This window comes from Pseudonocardia sp. (genome assembly GCF_050246655.1).
GTDB lineage: Bacteria > Actinomycetota > Actinomycetes > Mycobacteriales > Pseudonocardiaceae > Pseudonocardia.
Window position 1 is genome coordinate 1 of the sequence record NZ_JBFWVQ010000066.1, and the last position, 16,724, is coordinate 16,724.

Genomic DNA, 16,724 nt, shown 5'->3' on the forward strand with positions numbered 1-16,724 from the left:
CGTGGGCCGAGCGCGCCCGGCCGCTGGGGTGAGCGCATGCACTAGAGTCACGGCCGTGATCACGGCGATCGTCCTGGTGCACACCGCTGCCGACCGGATCCCCGAGGCCGCGCAGGCCATCGCCGACCTGGACGGGGTCAGCGAGGTCTACTCCTGCGCGGGCGACGTCGACCTCATCGCGATCGTGAAGGTCCCCGAGCACGAGGAGCTCGCGGACGTCATCGCGGGCCGGCTGAGCAAGGTCGACGGCGTGCTGCGCACGGACACCCACATCGCCTTCCGCAGCTACTCGCGCGCGGACACCGAGGCGACGTTCGCCGTCGGGCTGGAGTAGCGCCGCGGGGCCCTCCCCGCACCACCTCGCAGCGTCGCGGGCGACGTCGCAGCCGTCCGGACGGTTGCGAGGTGACGCGCCGGGTTGCGAGGTGACGCGCCGGGTTGCGAGGTGACGCGCCGGGTTGCGAGGTGACGCGCCGGGGAGGTCAGTCCGCCTTCAGGCCCGTCGACACCTCGGCCCAGCGTGCGAGCAGCCGCTCCCCCGCCCCCGAGTCCACGGCCGCCGCCACCCGCTCCAGCGCCTCCGGGAACGCCGCGGCGAGCCCCTCGCGGGCCCCGCCGTCAGCGGCGACCAGCGCGCCTGCGGCGTTGAGCAGCACCGCGTCGCGCACCGGCCCGCGCTCGCCCGCGAGCAGTCGCCGGGCCGCGTCGGCGTTGACGGCGGCGTCCCCGCCGCGCAGGTCCTCCCGGCTCGCCGCACCGACTCCCAGGCCCGCCGGATCCAGCGTCTCGGCGCGCACCTCGCCACCACCGACGACCCAGACCGTGGACGTCGTCGTGGTGGTGATCTCGTCCAGGCCGTCGTCACCACGCACCACGAGGACGTCCGCACCGCGCCCGGCGAACACCTCCGCGATGACGGGCGCGAGCCGCGCGTCCGCACACCCGACGAGCGCCGCGGACGGCTGCGCCGGGTTCGTGAGCGGCCCGAGCACGTTCATCGCGGTGGGCACCCCCAGTTCGCGCCGTGCCGCACCGGTGTGGCGCATGGCGGGATGGAACACGGGCGCGAAGCAGAACCCGATGCCGGCCTCGCGCACGCAGGTGGCGACGCCGTCGGGTGGCAGGTCGATCGCGACCCCGAGGGCCTCCAGGACGTCCGCCGACCCGCACGCGGACGAGGCTGCCCGGTTGCCGTGCTTGACGACCGGCACGCCGGCGGCCGCGACGACGACCGCCGCCATCGTCGAGATGTTGACGGTATGTGCCTGGTCGCCGCCGGTGCCGACGACGTCGACCGCGGTGCCGTCCACCGTGAAGCGCTGGGTGCGCTGCAGCATCGCCTCGGCGAGGCCCGCGATCTCGGCGGCCGTCTCGCCCTTGGCGCGCAGGGCGACGAGGAAGCCGGCGAGCTGCGCCGACGTGGCCTCGGCCGACAGCACCCGGTCCATGATCCACGTCGTGTCCTCCGCCGCGAGGTCCTCCCGGCGGAGCAGCCTGGCGAGAAGCTTCGGCCAGGTGTGGGTCGCCGTGTCAGCCACGGGCGGCGAGCGTCGAGGACTCACGGGCGGACTCACGCAGCACCCGCGCCACCGTCTCGGCGGCGATGATCGGGTCCAGCGGGTGCACCAGGACGGCGTCGGCCTGCGACCACGTGGCGAGCCACCGGTCGTCCCTGCGGCGCACCGCCACCACGATCGGCGGGCAGTTCGTGATCTCGTTCTTGAGCTGGCGCGACACGCCCATCCCGCCGGTGGGCTGCGCCTCGCCGTCGAGGACCGCGAGGTCGACATGACCCGCGTCGCAGGCGGCGAGGACGTCGGCGATGCCGGCCGCCTCGAGGAAGCGCAGGCGGCCGACGTCGGGGGCCGGACGCCTGCCGATCGCGATGATGATCCCCTCCCGCACCTCGGGGCGATGGCTGAACACCAGGACGGTGCGGTTGTGCTCGGCCGGGGCGGTGGATCCGTGGGCCGAAACGGGGACCGGGTCGGGGGCTGCATCGAGGGCAGGGTCGGGGGCTGAGTCGAGGCCTGAATCGGGCGCTGAGTCGGGGGCTGCGTCGGCGGCTGCTGTGACGGCGGAGTCGGTGCTGCTCACGGGGTGAATGCTAGCCACCGAGAAAACCCATCCCCGACAGGCCGTAGAAGTTGGTCACGGGTAATAATGCCCCGGTGACGACAGCGGCTCCCACCATCAGCGCGCGCATCCACTCGCTGAACCGCCCGAACATGGTCAGCATCGGCACCATCGTCTGGCTGTCCAGCGAGCTGATGTTCTTCGCGGGGCTCTTCGCGATCTACTTCACCGCGCGGGCGCAGAACGACGGTCCGTGGCCGCCACCGCCCACCCATCTGGACGTCCCCTACGCCCTCGTGGTGACGATCGTCCTGGTGGCGTCGTCCTTCACGTGCCAGTACGGGGTGTTCGCCGCCGAGCGCGGCGACGTGTTCGGGCTGCGCCGGTGGTATCTGCTGACCCTGGTGATGGGCACGTTCTTCGTGCTCGGCCAGGTGAACGAGTACCACACGCTGGTCACCGAGCACGACACCACGCTGTCGTCCAGCGCCTACGGGACGGTGTTCTACCTGGCCACCGGCTTCCACGCGCTGCACGTCATCGGTGGGCTGTTCGCGTTCATCTTCCTGCTCATCCGCACGAAGCTCAGCAAGTTCACGCCCGCGCAGGCCACCGCCGCGATCGTCGTGTCGTACTACTGGCACTTCGTCGACGTGGTGTGGATCGGGCTGTTCGCCGTCATCTACTTCATCAGGTAAAGGCCAGGGGACGACGAGACCGTGAGAACACCTCCGACACCGACGACACCTCCCACCACTCCGGACCCGGCCCCGAGCCGCGCGTCGCGGTTCCGCCCCCGCGGGCGGGCGCGGCGCCGTGTCGCGGGTGCGGTCGCGCTGGCGGTCGGCCTGATCTCCGCGGGCGGGCTCTACACCGCGTTCACCCCGAACCCCCAGGTCGTACACGCGCAGGCGGACGCCGCCCTGATCGCGCAGGGCCAGGAGATCTACAACAACCACTGCATCTCCTGCCACGGCGCGAACCTGCAGGGCGTCTTCGAACGCGGCCCCAGCCTGATCGGCGTCGGGGACGCGGCGGTCTACTTCCAGGTCGCCACCGGCCGCATGCCGCTGGCCCGGCAGGAGGCCCAGGCCACCCGCAAGCCGCCGCTGCCGCAGTTCGACCCGCACACCCCCGAGGGCATGGCGAACCTGGACGCGCTGGGCGCGTTCGTCCAGGCCAACGGCGGCGGCCCGGAGCGGCCGGCCGAGGAGGGCGAGGCGCTGCGCGGGGGCGACCCGGCCCGTGGCGGTGAGCTCTTCCGCCTCAATTGCGCCTCCTGCCACAACTTCGTCGGCACCGGCATCGCGCTGTCGTCGGGCAAGTACGCCCCCTCGCTGGACCCGTCCACCGAGCTCGACATCTACACGGCCATGCAGACGGGCCCGCAGAGCATGCCGAAGTTCTCCGACCGGCAGCTCACGCCCGAGGAGAAGCGCGACATCATCGCGTACGTCAAGTCCGTGACGAACGGCAACAACTCCCCCGGCGGCAACCCGCTCGGTGGCCTCGGCCCGACGGCGGAGGGCGCCATCATCTTCCTGGTCGGGCTCTCGGCCATGGTCGGATTCGCACTGTGGATGGGAGCGAAGCAGTAATGACGGTCTCGCACCCCGGCGGCAAGGACGTCTCCAACCTCACCGCCGCCGACCTGGACGAGATGTCCACCGACGAGCTCGCGCGCCTGGCCACCGAGCTGGACGACGTCGAGGTCGTGCACAACCAGCGCAGGTTCCCGATCCCCGGCACGCGGGCGGAGAAGCGCGCCGAACGGGCCGTCGCGACCTGGTTCGTGCTCTCGGCGCTCTCCGGCCTGGCGTTCCTGCTCGCGTTCCTGTTCTGGCCGTACGAGTACGTCGCGCCGTTCGACGAGGGCTACGGCACCTTCATCCTCTACACCCCGATCATCGGTGTGACCTTCGGGTTCGCGGTGCTGGCGCTGGGCATCGGCGTCGTCGCCTACGTGCGGAAGTTCTTCCCGGACGAGGTGTCGATCCAGCAGCGCCACGACGGTCCCTCGGACGAGGTGGCCCGGCGCACCATCCTCGCCCAGCTGCAGAAGGCGGGCAGCGACACCACGATCGCCCGCCGCTCCGTGATCAAGCGGTCGGCGCTGGCCGCGGCCGGCGTCTTCGGCCTCGGCCTGACGGTCGCCGCGGTGGCCCCGCTGGTCCGCAACCCCTGGAAGGAGCGCGCCCAGGCGCCCCTGTGGGTCACCGGCTGGGGCTCGACGGACGGCGAGACGGTCTACCTGCGCCGCGACACCGGGATCGTCGGCGAGGTCTCCCTGATCCGCCCCGAGGACATGGCCTCGGGTGCGATCGAGACCGTCTTCCCCTTCAAGGAGTCCGAGCGCGGCGACGAGGAGGCCCTCCTCCACGCGCAGCGCGCCTCGGACGCTCCGGTGATGCTCATCCGGCTGGACCCCGGGGTGCAGGTCACCAAGCGTCCGGGCCAGGAGGACTTCAACTACGGCGACTTCTACGCCTACTCGAAGATCTGCACCCACCTGGGCTGCCCGGCCTCGCTGTACGAGCAGCGCACTTCGCGGCTGCTCTGCCCGTGCCACCAGTCGCAGTTCCTGCTCACCGAATGGGCGAGGCCGATCTTCGGCCCGGCCACCCGCGCCCTGCCTCAGCTGCCCATCACGGTCAACGAGGAGGGGTACTTTGTTGCCAGGAGCGACTTCATCGAACCCGTCGGACCGGCCTTCTGGGAGCGGAGCTCATGAGTTCGATCACGACGCCCACCACCTCGGGCGATGCGCTGAAGGAGAGGGCGGGCCACGCGCTCGATGAGCTCGACCAACGGTTCCACCCGGCGGCCGGGCTGCGTCGGCAGTTCAACAAGGTCTTCCCGACGCACTGGTCGTTCCTGCTCGGCGAGGTCGTCCTCTATAGCTTCATCGTCCTGCTGTTGTCCGGGGTCTACCTGGCGTTGTTCTTCGACCCGTCGATGGCCGAGATCCGCTACGACGGCGTGTTCGACAACCTGCGGGGCGTCTGGATGAGCCGCGCGTACGAGACCACGCTGGACATCTCGTTCGAGGTCCGCGGCGGGCTCTTCGTGCGGCAGGTGCACCACTGGGCCGCGCTGATGTTCATGGCCGCGATGGTCGCGCACATGATGCGCACGTTCTTCACCGGCGCGTTCCGCAAGCCGCGTGAGACGAACTGGCTGATCGGCATCCTGCTGCTGCTGCTCGGCTTCTTCGAGGGCCTCACCGGCTACTCGCTGCCGGACGACCTGCTCTCCGGCGTCGGCCTGCGGATCATGTCCGGCATCACGCTGACGGTCCCGCTGATCGGCACCTGGATGCACTGGCTGCTCTTCGGCGGCGAGTTCCCGGGTGACGAGATCATCCCGCGGTTCTACATCGCCCACGTGCTGCTGATCCCGGGCATCCTGCTCGCGCTGATCGCGCTGCACCTCGGCCTGGTCTGGTACCAGAAGCACACGCAGTTCCCCGGCCCGCGCCGCACCGAGGGCAACGTCGTCGGCGTGCGGATCCTGCCGGTGTTCGCCGCCAAGGGCGGCGCCCTGTTCGCCATCACCGTGGGCGTCATCTGCATGCTGGCCGGCATCTTCCAGATCAACGCGATCTGGAACCTGGGGCCCTACAACGCCGCGCAGATCTCGGCGGGCTCCCAGCCGGACTGGTACGTGCTGTTCACCGAGGGCATGGCGCGCATCTTCCCGCCGTGGGAGCTCTACCTCGGCCCGTACACGGTGCCGGCGGCGTTCTTCGCCACCGCGATGTTCCTGCCGCTTCCGTTCCTGGTCGCCGCGCTCTACCCGGCCATCGAGCGGAGGTTCACGAAGGACAACGCGCTGCACAACCTGCTCCAGCGGCCGCGCGACGCTCCCGTCCGCACCTCGCTGGGTGCCATGGCCGTCGCGTTCTACGGCTGGCTCGTGCTCTCCGGCGTCAACGACTGGTTCGCCTACTACTTCCACGTGTCGCTCAACGCCACGACGTGGGCGGGCCGGATCGGCATCCTGCTCGTGCCGCCGATCACCTACTGGGTGACGTACCGCATCTGCATCGGCCTGCAGCGGTCGGACCTCGCGGTGCTGGAGCACGGCGTGGAGACGGGCATCATCAAGCGCCTGCCCCACGGCGAGTTCATCGAGGTGCACCAGCCTCTGGGTGGCGTGGACTCCCACGGGCACGCGATCCCGCTCGCCTACCAGGGCAGCGCGGTGCCGAAGCGGATGAACCAGCTCGGCTTCGCCGGGGAGTCGGTGCCCGGCTCCCTGCTCACGCCGGACCCGCCGGACGAGACCGCCGCACTCGAAGCGGCCCGCGCCCGGGAGGCAGCCGAGGAGGAAACCGGGCGGCACGATGCGGCCGAAGAGCGCGAGGCCGAGCTCGCGGGCCGTCCGAAGGATCTTGCGGACTGACGGTCCCGCACGGCACGCCCGACTCGACGAGCGGCGCGTTCGTCCCACCGAGGTGGACGGACGCGCCGCTCTGTGCGTCAGCTCGTCGCCGTCACCCGACCGTCCGGAGAGGGAGGCTGCCGTCGGGTGGCGGATCCTTGCTACGGTGCCCTCATGCGCATCGCCCGGGCTCTTCCGTTCGTCGCCGAGGTCGTAACCTCGCGCGTCGGCTGAGCCAGGACGTCGACGCGCCGCCGGTCGCCGGACCGACCTGGTCCTTCGACACCGCTTCTCGTCACCGAGGCCTGGCTCGGGTCCCTTCCCCACGGACCACAGCCTGGAGCACGATCATGACCATCCTCGACGAGCGACCCACCTACGCTCCCCGCCTGCATCGCCGGCACGAGATCGTCACCACCGGTGGCCTGGACGGTGTCCTGCAGGTCAGCGGCATCCTGGCCGGCCACGCCGTCCGCGAGTTCGTCGCCGACGTCCGCGAGGGCGTCGTCTACGGCACCGTCACGTGCACCGTCTCGCTGACCGAGGACGAGTGCCGACACCTCGTGGACCGGCTCCTCGCCGCTTCCCGGGTCACGTCGGTCAGCCCCTGCTGACCTGGTGTCCCCGCCGGTCGGGACTCGCTACAGTCCGCCCATGACCTGGCCGCGCTCCCCCGACGAGGACCCGACCAGGCACATCCCCAAGGGGCCGCGGAACCGCGGCGTGGTGCCGCCCGACGAGCAGGCCACGACACGGGTGCCCACCGGACGGCCCGACGGCGGTGCCCACGCAGACCCGAACAGGGGATCTCCCCCGCCGCCGGGCGGTGGACGCCGCCCGAACCCGGGCAGCAACCCCGGCCAGGGACCGTATGCCCCGTTCCCCGCCGCGGGCCACCCGCCCCCGGGCCACGCGCCGGGACACCACGGCGCACCGGCTTCCGCGGCCCCGCCCGGATGGCCCGCCCCGCCGGGCGCCGGCTACCCGCCCCCGTTCCCGCCCGGCGGCCCGCCGCCGTCGCGGGGCACGGACGGGTTCGCGATCGCCGCGCTGGTCCTGGGTGTGCTCGGGGGCATCCTGCTGAGCGTGATCTTCGCGTTCGTCGCGCTCGGCCGGATCCGCCGCAACGGCACCGGCGGGCGCGGCCTCGCGATCACCGGGCTGGTCCTCTCCGGCCTCTGGACCGTGCTGATCGCCGTCGGGATCACGTTCGCCGTGCTGAGCGGGGCGGACCGCGGGCCCACCGGGGAGGTCGTCGCGGCGGGCGACGTGTCGGCGTCCGACCTGCGCCCCGGCGACTGCGTCGTCGACGTGCAGGAGACGACGTCGCTGGTCACCGTGCCGGTGGCGCCCTGCACGGCGCCCCATCAGGGCGAGGTCGTCGCGGTGTTCGATCTGCCGGAGGGCCCCTACCCTGGCCTGTTTGAGCTGAGCGCGACCGTCGAGACGCGCTGCTCGGCCGAGCTGGCCGCCTACGCCCCGTCCGCGGCGCAGGATCCCGCGCTGCAGCTGTTCTACGTCTACCCGCTGGAGGCGAACTGGGGCCGCGGCGACCGGGAGACGGTGTGCATCGCGGTGAGTGACCCCGCGGTCACGGGATCCATACGCGGCCGCTGACACGGCCCGGAACGCGCATCGCGTGCTTCCGCGTGGCGCCCGCGCGGCCTATGGTCCCGATGTGACCGATCAGCCCGATCGCGGCGACCCCACGGGCCCTCCGCACCCCCACGCCGACCCGGCTGCGCCGCACCACGAGGACGGCCTGCCGCCGAACGCGCCCACGCAGGTCGTCCCGAGCGGGATCGTCCCGCCCCCGCGGTCACCAGGCCAGCAGGGTGGCGGGCAAACGGGGCCGTACGGCACCCAGCAGCTCCCGCCGCCATCCGGCCAGCAGGGTCCCCCTGGCCAGGGCTACGGGCCGCCCCCGGGTTCGGGGCCGGGCCCGTACGGGCCGCCCCCGGGCTCGGGACCGGGTCCGTACGGGCCGCCGCCACCCGGCCAGGGCCCCGGACCGTACGGCCAGCCCGGCTACGGCCCGCCGCCCGGGGCGCAGGGGTACGGGCAGGGCCAGGGCCCCGGCGGTCCGGCGTACGGCCAGACCCCCGGCCAGTACGGCACACCACCCGCCGGGTTCGGTCCCGGCGGCCCTCCCCAGGCCACCGCCCCGCAGTCCGGGACGAACGGGTTCGCGATCACCGCGCTCGTGATGGGCATCCTCGGCTTCCTGTGGTTGCCGCTCATCCTCGCGTTCGTGTTCGGCATCCTCGCCCTCAAGCGGATCGCGCGGTCCGGCCAGGGCGGGCGGGGCCTCGCGATCACCGGAATGGTGCTCGCAGGCATCTGGGCGGTGCTCATCGTGATCGGGATCGCCGCCGGGGCGTTCACCGCGACGACGTCCGGCACCCCGTCGGCCGCCCCCGCGGCTCCCGTCGGCGCGCCCGCGGTGCCGGGGACGCCGCCACCGGCCGGTGGCACCACGCCCACCACGGGCTCGTCGTCGGTCAACGCGATCGACCTGGCGGTGGGCGACTGTGTCTCCCAGATGGGCGGCTCGACCTCGGACGTCCAGCTGTCGGTGGTCGACTGCGCACAGCTGCACCAGGGCGAGGTCTTCGCCGAGTTCACGGTCACGGCCACCACCTACCCCGGCGACGACGCCCTGAGCAAGGAGGCCGAGGACGGCTGCGTGAGCCGCCTCGCGGGCTACTCGCCCGCCGCGGTGGGCGACCCGTCGATCAGCATCTCCTTCGTGTACCCGTCGGCGCAGACGTGGGCGGTCGGCAACCGCGAGGTGCAGTGCCTCGCGGTCACCGACCCGGCGACAACCGGTTCGATCCGGCGCTGACACGGTCGACGACGTAACGTGCCGGCCAGTTCGGCCGAGATACAGCGGGATCCGCCCGCTCCACGCCCAGTTCGATCCGACGAACCCGTCTCCGGGAGGAGCTCACCGAGGGGGCTGTGATTGCTGGAACAGTTCGGCCCCTATCGCCTGGACACCCTGCTCGGTCGCGGCGGAATGGGCGAGGTCTATCGCGCCTATGACGAAGTGCGGAAGCGCACCGTCGCGGTCAAGCGCTTGTCAGGCGACCTCGCTACGAACGCCGAGTTCCGAGCCCGGTTCCGGCGAGAATCCGAGCTCGCGGCGCGACTCGCGGAACCGCACATCATCCCGATCCACGACTACGGCGAGATCGACGGGCGGCTCTACCTCGACATGCGCCTCGTCGAGGGAGAGGACCTCGCCACGGTCGTTAAGCGAGCCGGACGACTCGCCCCGGAGCGTGCTGTGCATATCGTCGGGCAGGTCGCTCGCGCCCTCGATGCCGCGCATGCTCAGCATCTGGTCCATCGAGACGTCAAACCGTCGAACGTCCTCGTGAGCGGACCGATCGGGGACGAGTTCGCCTATCTCATCGACTTCGGAATCTCGCGCCCGATGCAGGGTGGCGACAGTGCGGTTCTCACCGCGACCGGAAATACGATCGGCACGTTCGCGTACATGGCTCCCGAACGGTTCGACAACTGTGCGCCGGACCACCTGGTCGATGTGTACTCCCTCGCGTGCGTCCTCTTCGAGACGCTGACGGGATCGCACCCCTTCACCGCGCAGTCGGTTCCGGCACTCATCCACTGCCATCTCCATTCAGAACCCCCGCCGCTCGCAAGCCGAGGCACCGACCTGCCGGCATCGCTTGACGACGTCGTGAGGCGCGGCATGGCGAAGAACTCCGCGGAGCGCTACCCCTCGGCAGGTGAGCTCGCGTCTGCCGCGCGTCGTGCTCTGTCCGGCCCGCCCGCAGGAACCGCCACGCACCCGCACACATGGCCACGATCGACGCCTCGCCACCTGACCGCTAATGTGCGCCCTCCGGCACCCACCCCTCCCGTCGCGCAGATCGCACCGACTGCATGGGGCGTAAGGCCCGCGTTCCCGGTGGGCTACGCGTCGTCGCCGCCGCGCGGGATGAGCGGCTCCGCGATTGCCGCGCTCATGATGGGCATCCTCGGCTTCCTGGTGATACCGCTCATCCTCGCGTTCGTGTTCGGCGTCCTCGCCCTGAAGCGGATCGCGCGGTCCGGCCAGGGCGGGCGGGGCCTCGCGATCACCGGCATGGTGCTCGCAGGCATCTGGGCGGTGCTCATCGTGATCGGATTCGCGACCGGATCGCTCACCGTAACGTCCGACACCCCGTCGGCCGCCCCCGCGGCCCCCGTCGGCGCGCCCGCGGTGCCGGGGACGCCGCCACCGGCCGGTGGCACGACGCCCACCACGGGCTCGTCGTCGGTCAACGCGATCGACCTGGCGGTGGGCGACTGCGTCTCCCAGATGGGCGGCCCGACCTCGGACGTCCAGCTGTCGGTGGTCGACTGCGCACAGCTGCACCAGAGCGAGGTCTTCGCCGAGTTCACGGTCACGGCCACCACCTACCCGGGCGACGACGCCCTGAGCAAGGAGGCCGAGGACGGCTGCGTGAGCCGCCTCGCGGGCTACTCGCCAGCCGCGGTGGGCGACCCGTCGATCAGCATCTCCTTCGTGTACCCGTCGGCGCAGACGTGGGCAGCCGGCAACCGCGAGGTGCAGTGCCTCGCGTTCTCCGACCCGGCGACGACCGGTTCGATCCGGCGCTGACCGTCACGGACGGTCAGTACCACTCCTCGCGCATCTCGAGCGTGGTGCGGTCCAGGCTCGCGAGCAGGTCGAGCTGGGGTCCGGTGCGCGGGAGCTCGTAGCGGAAGAAGTACCGGGCGGCGGCGCGCTTGCCGTCGGGGAGATCGCCGGTGCGTGCACCCGCAGCGAGCTCCTGCTCCAGCCACATCCACGCGACGACGACGTGGCCGACGGCCTCCAGGTACACCGACGAGTTGGCCAGGGTCACCGCGACGTCGTCCGCGCTCCAGAGCGTGACGGTGACGTCGCGGACCCGCTCGACGGCGGCGGCGAGCTCGGCGGCGTGCTCGGCCGCCTGCCCGCCCGCCGCGACGGCCCGTTCCAGCGTCGCGCCGATCGTCGCGACCAGCAGGGCGAGCCCGGCACCACCGTCCTGGACGACCTTGCGGCCGAGCAGGTCAAGGCCTTGGACACCGTGGGTGCCCTCGTGGATGGGGTTGAGCCGGTTGTCGCGCCAGAACTGCTCGACGGGGTACTCGCGCGTGTATCCGTAGCCGCCGTGCACCTGGATGGCCAGGTCGTTCGCCGCGAGGCACCACTGCGACGGCCAGCTCTTCGCGATCGGGGTGAGCACGTCCAGCAACATCAGTGCGGCGTCGCGGTCCTCGGCCGTCGCACCGGTGCGCTGCTCGTCGAGCAGGCGGGCGCAGTACAGGACGAGGGCGACGGCTCCCTCGGCGTAGGACTTCTGGGCCAGCAGCATCCGTGCGACGTCCGCGTGCTCCACGATCCGCACGGGCGGGCCGGACCGCGCGCCCGGTGGCCGGCCCTGCGTGCGGGTGCGCGCGTAGTCCAGTGCGTGCAGGTAGCCCGTGTAGCCGAGCGCGGCCGCGCCCGCACCGACACCGACGCGCGCCTCGTTCATCATGTGGAACATGTACGCGAGCCCGCGGTGCGGCTCGCCCACGAGGAAGCCGACCGCGCCGCCGGACTCGCCGAAGTTGAGCACGGTGTTGACGGTGCCGCGGTAGCCCGTCTTGTGGTTGAGCCCGGCGAGCGCGACGTCGTTGCGGCGCCCGTCGGGCAGCACCTTCGGGACGACGAACAGCGAGATGCCCTTCACCCCGGGCGGGCCGCCGGGGATCCTCGCCAGCACCAGATGCACGATGTTCTCGGCGAGGTCGTGCTCGCCGCCGGAGATCCACATCTTGTTCCCGAAGAGCCGGTGGGTGCCGTCCCCGTGCGGTTCGGCGCGGGTGGTGACGTCCGCGAGCGACGAGCCGGCCTGCGGTTCGGACAGGCACATCGTGCCGAACCAGCGGCCCTCGACCATCGGCTCGACGTAGGTGCGCACCTGCTCGGGCGAACCGTGCGCGAGCAGCAGGTTCGCCGCAGCGACGGTGAGGAACGGGTAGGCGGCCGTGGCGATGTTGGCGGCCTGGAACCACAGGAAGCAGGCCTGCACCACCGTCTGCGGCAGCTGCAGACCGCCCACCTCCGCCGGTAGCCCGGCCCCGATCACCCCGGCCTCGGCGAACACCTTCAGCGCCGCCCCGACCTCCGGGATGATGTGCACCCGTTCCCCGTCGAAGCGGGGTTCGTCGAGGTCCGCGGCCCGGTTGTGTGGAGCGAAGTGCTGGGTCGCGATCTCCGCGCACAGGTCCAGCGCGGCGTCGAACGTCTCCCGACCGTGCTCGGCGAACCGCTCCCGCGTCGTGAGCGACTCCACGCCGAGCCAGTCGTGGAGCAGGAAGTCCAGGTCGGCACGGGACAGCAGCAGCGATCGCACGTGGCCACGCTGTCACGGGCGGTCACGTCGCGCCACGGCGAGCGGGCGGGCGCGCCGAGAGTCGGATCAGGGGGCCGGATGGCACGCCGCGAGCATCGCGACACGGTCGGCGACCTTCACCCGCGCGTTGCCGCGCTCCCCGCCCAGCCGGATCTCCTCGGCGTCCAGGCGCTGCCAGGCCGCCCAGTCCACGTATCGGATCCCGTGGTCGTCGAGCGCCGCGCGGATCGCCCCCGGTTCCGGGCGGGCCGGCTCGGGCAGGTTCGGCAGGTCCGCCAGCACCGCGGCGGCCGTCTCGTGCCCGTCCGACTTGTTCGTCCCGATGACGCCGGTGGGTCCGCGCTTGATCCAGCCGGTGACGTACGCCCCGGCCACCGGCTCGCCGTCGCGCACGACCCGGCCGCCGACGTTCGGGACGGTGCCGGTGGCGGGGTCGAACGGCAGCCCGGGGATCGGGTGGGCGTCGTAGCCGATGGCGGGGACGACGAGCCCGACGTCGAGAGTCTCCCGCTCGCCCGTGGCGACCACCCGGCCGTCCACGATCGCGTTGCGCTCGATGACGACGCCACGCACCCGGCCGTCCCCGTCGCCGAGGATCTCGACGGGGCTGCGCAGGAAGCGCAGGTGGATGCGCCGGGACTTGCCTGCCGGCTGCACCTGCGTCCACGCGTCGAGCATCGCGAGGTTCTGCTTCTGCCGCTTGTCGCCACCGTGCTCCTCCCGCGCGCCCGCCGCGAGCTGGCCGTCGTCGTGGACGATGACGTCCGCGTGCGCGAGCTCGCCGATCTGGCGCAGCTCGGCCGGGGTGAACCGGACGTGCTGCGGGCCGCGGCGCACGAGGATGTGGATGTCGGTGACCCCGCTGCCGCGCAGCACGTCGAGCACCGGGTCCGGGATGTCGGTCTCGGCCATCTCGTCGGCGGACTTCGCGAGCACACGTGCCACATCCAGCGCGACGTTGCCCGCGCCGACGACCGCGACCCCGGGGTGCGCCAGCGGCGGGTCCAGCGTGATGCGGTCCGGGTGCCCCGAGTACCAGCTGACGAACTCACCCGACCCGATCACGCCGTCCAGCTCCTCGCCGGGGACGCCGAGGCGGCGGTCCACCGAGCAGCCGGTGGCGTGCACGACCGCGTGGTAGTGGCGGCGCAGCTCCTCCAGGTCGATCCCGCCCTCGCCGACGTGGACGTTGCCGAGGAAGCGCACGGTGCCGGGCTCGAACGGCTGCTGCAGCACCCGGATGACGGCCTTCATCCGGACGTGGTCCGGGGCGACGCCGTAGCGGACCAGACCGTACGGTGCGGCGAGCCGGTCGATGACGTCGACGTCGACCCCCGCCGGGTCGGCGGCGAGCGCCGCGGCGGCGTAGAGCCCGGACGGCCCCGCGCCGACGACAGCGACCCTCGGACGTCCCTGACCCATTACGTCTCCTTGCCTTCGGTGGTGGTCCCCGGCAGCCATGATCCTGCCCTATTCGGCCCACACCGCGAGATCCGATGTGCGCACCGGGGAACGCACCTCATCCCGCCGTGCACGCGAAGGTGCGCCGGTAGTCGCCCGGCGACACGCCGACGACGCGGCGGAAGTGGTGGCGCAGCAGGGCCGCCCCGCCGAAGCCCGCCCGCGCCGCCACCGCGTCCATCCCGAGGTCAGTACTCTCCAGCAGCCGCTGCGCGAGCTGGACGCGCCGCAGCGTGAGCCACTTGTGCGGCGTGGTGCCCGTCGCGGCGGCGAAGTGCCTCGCGAACGTGCGCTCCGACATCGCGGCGCGCCGGGCCAGGTCCGATACGGAGTGCTCGACCTCGAGGTTGTCCTGCAGCCAGTCCAGCACGGGGGCGAGCGACTCCGTGGAGCACTCGGGCACCGGTTGCTCGACGAACTGGCGCTGCCCGCCGTCGCGTTGTGGCGGGACGACCATGCGGCGCGCGATCGCGTTGGCCGCCGCCGGGCCCAGCTCACGGCGCACGAGGTGCAGGGCCGCATCGATGCCGGCGGCGGTGCCCGCGCTCGTGATGAGCGAGCCGTCGTCGACGAACAGCACGTCCGGGTCCACGACGGCGCGCGGATGGCGCTCCCGCAGCTCGGCGACGTTGATCCAGTGGGTGGTGCAGCGACGCCCGTCGAGCAGCCCCGCCGCGCCGGCCACGAACACCCCGGAGCAGACCGTGAGGATCGTGGCACCGCCGTCGGCGGCCGCCCGCACGGCGTCGAGGACCGCGGGTTCGAACTCCCGGGATCGGGTCGCCGGGAGCGCGACGAGGTCGGCGCAGGCGAGCCCGTCCAGGCCGTGCTCCGGGACGAGCTGCATGCCGACGCTGGTGGTCAGCGGCTCGCCCGCGCGGGGCCCGCAGATCCGCAGCTCCATGCTGGGGACGCCCTCAGCGGTGCGGTCGATCCCGAAGACCTCGCAGACGACCCCCAGCTCGAAGGGGGCGACCTGGGGCAGGGCCAGCGCAGCGACGGTGGACAGCATGTGGCCCAGTATATGGCTGGATTTTGTCGGAAGTGGTCACTTCTGCCACTCGTGGCGCTATCTTGCTGAGCGGAAACTTACAGACATGGCTTCCGCGCTCATCGTCCTCCTGATCCTCATCGGCCTCGCTGCGCTCTACGTCGACGGGCGCCGCTCCGTGCCGCCCCGCCGCGAGTACGCCGACGGCCACTTCGGCCGCACCGAGGCCGACACCTACGGCTACGACCGCGAGCGGCAGGCCGCCGAGCTGCGCGGCATGCGTGGCTACCACGAGGACCCGCCCCGCTTCGGCTGAGTGGTGTCCGACGGCCCACCCCCCGCCCACCACTGCGCGAGCCGCTCCGCCTCGGCGTCCAGCTCCTGGCGGGCGGCCCGCGGCAGGTCGTGGAACGGGCTCAGCTCGATCCGCCCGCCGGTGTGGCGCCACGTACCGGCCACCTGGCCGTCCACCAGGAAGGTCGGCACGGACTGCGGCATCGTCGTCGCGAACACCCGCGACCGGTACGCCTCCGGCAGCACCTGGGCCCGCCGCGCGTGGACCAGCAGCGTGGCGTCCCAGGTGGGCAGGAACCGCGGTGGGACGGGCGTCTCCGGTTCCGGCAGCGGGCCCTCGGAGACGTCCAGCAGCTCGCCGCCCGCCTCGTCGGTGAACCGGCGCAGCGGCAGCCGCGCCGCCACGGCCCTGACCTGCGCGACCGTCCAGCCGCAGAACGACGCCACGTCCCTCGCCGACGCCGGTCCGAACGCCGCGAGGTAGCGGCGCACGAGCAGCTCCTCACCCGCCCCGACCTCGGCCTCTCCCGGCGGTGCCAGGCCGAACACCCCCGCCCGCGGCTTCTCCCACGTGCCCGACGGCGGCACCCGCACGAGATCCACCCAGAGCTGCGCCGCGGGCCACGTCCAGCGTGGGAACCCCTCGACGTCCAGCGCCGCCACCAGCGCCGCCTGGGGCAGCGGGCCGTCCGCGAGAATGCGGCGCACCGCCGCGGCGAGCGCCGCGGTGTCCAGATCCGCCGCCCGCCGCTCCGCGCGGAGCCACCACGTGCGGCGCGCCAGCCGCACCGCGGCCGTGAGCGGCGCGTAGTCGCCGGCCGACACCATGTGGATCGTCGCGCGCATCACCCACGCCTGCACGACCCTCCCCGCCGTCAGCGCCTCCGTGAGGTCCGCACGGCGGAACCCGCGCAGCCGCGACCACAGACCGACGTACCCCGACGGCGCGTACTGCGTCTGCAGGCCGGCGACGGCCTCCAGGACCGACTCCACCGCACGCTCCGCAGCGGGCTCGACACGCTCCAGCAACAACTGGCGCGCCAGAACCGCACGGTTCAGCGCCCTGGGGGAGAGCATCGGACCGATCACGGTGGCAGTCTGCCTTCCAGGACCGACAA

Annotated in this window: 16 protein-coding genes; 10 read left to right on the plus strand and 6 right to left on the minus strand. The window is 72.4% G+C overall.

Annotated features, from left to right (window positions below):
• The first annotated feature begins 55 nt into the window (after positions 1-55).
• Positions 56-334: an Lrp/AsnC family transcriptional regulator gene (locus AB7J25_RS19740; protein ID WP_428511052.1), complete on the plus strand. Its 279-nt coding sequence runs from the start codon at positions 56-58 to the stop codon at positions 332-334.
• A 148-nt stretch (positions 335-482) separates the two neighbouring features.
• Here AB7J25_RS19740 and trpD read toward each other — a convergent pair whose 3' ends face one another.
• Together trpD and AB7J25_RS19750 are read right to left on the minus strand one after the other, a co-directional pair.
• Positions 483-1,538: an anthranilate phosphoribosyltransferase gene (gene trpD / locus AB7J25_RS19745; RefSeq protein WP_428511053.1), complete on the minus strand. Its 1,056-nt coding sequence runs from the start codon at positions 1,536-1,538 to the stop codon at positions 483-485.
• Positions 1,531-1,929 carry a hypothetical protein gene (locus AB7J25_RS19750; protein WP_428511082.1) on the minus strand — a complete coding sequence of 133 codons (399 nt, stop codon included), beginning with the start codon at positions 1,927-1,929 and terminating at the stop codon, positions 1,531-1,533. Before AB7J25_RS19750 ends, trpD begins: the two co-directional genes overlap by 8 nt.
• A gap of 242 nt (positions 1,930-2,171) precedes the next feature.
• Here AB7J25_RS19750 and ctaE point away from each other — a divergent pair, with 242 nt between their 5' ends.
• From ctaE to AB7J25_RS19790, 8 genes are all read left to right on the plus strand, one after another.
• Positions 2,172-2,774: an aa3-type cytochrome oxidase subunit III gene (ctaE, locus tag AB7J25_RS19755; RefSeq protein ID WP_428511054.1), complete on the plus strand. Its 603-nt coding sequence runs from the start codon at positions 2,172-2,174 to the stop codon at positions 2,772-2,774.
• A gap of 21 nt (positions 2,775-2,795) precedes the next feature.
• Positions 2,796-3,674, plus strand: coding sequence for a cytochrome bc1 complex diheme cytochrome c subunit (gene qcrC / locus AB7J25_RS19760; RefSeq protein ID WP_428511055.1), 879 nt, complete (start codon positions 2,796-2,798; stop codon positions 3,672-3,674).
• Entirely contained in the window at positions 3,674-4,807 is a 1,134-nt protein-coding gene (qcrA, locus tag AB7J25_RS19765; RefSeq protein ID WP_428511056.1) for a cytochrome bc1 complex Rieske iron-sulfur subunit, read from the plus strand. Before qcrC ends, qcrA begins: the two co-directional genes overlap by 1 nt.
• Entirely contained in the window at positions 4,804-6,480 is a 1,677-nt protein-coding gene (gene qcrB / locus AB7J25_RS19770) for a cytochrome bc1 complex cytochrome b subunit (RefSeq protein ID WP_428511057.1), read from the plus strand. The genes qcrA and qcrB overlap by 4 nt, the downstream gene beginning before the upstream one ends.
• A 329-nt stretch (positions 6,481-6,809) precedes the next feature.
• Positions 6,810-7,073, plus strand: coding sequence for a hypothetical protein (locus AB7J25_RS19775; RefSeq protein ID WP_428511058.1), 264 nt, complete (start codon positions 6,810-6,812; stop codon positions 7,071-7,073).
• 40 nt (positions 7,074-7,113) lie between these two features.
• Positions 7,114-8,076: a septum formation family protein gene (locus AB7J25_RS19780; RefSeq protein WP_428511059.1), complete on the plus strand. Its 963-nt coding sequence runs from the start codon at positions 7,114-7,116 to the stop codon at positions 8,074-8,076.
• Between the two features lie 61 nt (positions 8,077-8,137).
• Complete coding sequence (locus tag AB7J25_RS19785) at positions 8,138-9,304, plus strand: DUF4190 domain-containing protein (protein ID WP_428511060.1); 1,167 nt, start codon at positions 8,138-8,140, stop codon at positions 9,302-9,304.
• A gap of 120 nt (positions 9,305-9,424) precedes the next feature.
• The gene (locus AB7J25_RS19790; RefSeq protein ID WP_428511061.1) at positions 9,425-11,092 is read left to right on the plus strand and encodes a protein kinase domain-containing protein; all 1,668 of its coding nucleotides are present in this window, start codon (positions 9,425-9,427) and stop codon (positions 11,090-11,092) included.
• Between the two features lie 13 nt (positions 11,093-11,105).
• On the opposite strand, the gene AB7J25_RS19795 is transcribed toward AB7J25_RS19790, so the two are convergent.
• From AB7J25_RS19795 to AB7J25_RS19805, 3 genes are all read right to left on the minus strand, one after another.
• A complete protein-coding gene (locus AB7J25_RS19795; protein WP_428511062.1) occupies positions 11,106-12,860 on the minus strand; it encodes an acyl-CoA dehydrogenase in 1,755 nt (584 codons plus the stop codon).
• Between the two features lie 66 nt (positions 12,861-12,926).
• Positions 12,927-14,282 (minus strand): FAD-dependent oxidoreductase, encoded by a 1,356-nt coding sequence (locus AB7J25_RS19800; RefSeq protein WP_428511063.1) that lies wholly within the window; start codon positions 14,280-14,282, stop codon positions 12,927-12,929.
• 97 nt (positions 14,283-14,379) lie between these two features.
• Complete coding sequence (locus tag AB7J25_RS19805; RefSeq protein ID WP_428511064.1) at positions 14,380-15,333, minus strand: GlxA family transcriptional regulator; 954 nt, start codon at positions 15,331-15,333, stop codon at positions 14,380-14,382.
• Between the two features lie 85 nt (positions 15,334-15,418).
• Between AB7J25_RS19805 and AB7J25_RS19810 the strand changes: the two genes are divergently transcribed.
• Positions 15,419-15,628 carry a hypothetical protein gene (locus tag AB7J25_RS19810; RefSeq protein ID WP_428511065.1) on the plus strand — a complete coding sequence of 70 codons (210 nt, stop codon included), beginning with the start codon at positions 15,419-15,421 and terminating at the stop codon, positions 15,626-15,628.
• Here the strand turns inward: AB7J25_RS19810 and AB7J25_RS19815 are convergent.
• Positions 15,598-16,695, minus strand: coding sequence for a winged helix DNA-binding domain-containing protein (locus AB7J25_RS19815; RefSeq protein WP_428511066.1), 1,098 nt, complete (start codon positions 16,693-16,695; stop codon positions 15,598-15,600). The two genes, AB7J25_RS19810 and AB7J25_RS19815, sit on opposite strands and share 31 nt — an antisense overlap.
• Between the last annotated feature and the right edge of the window lie 29 nt (positions 16,696-16,724).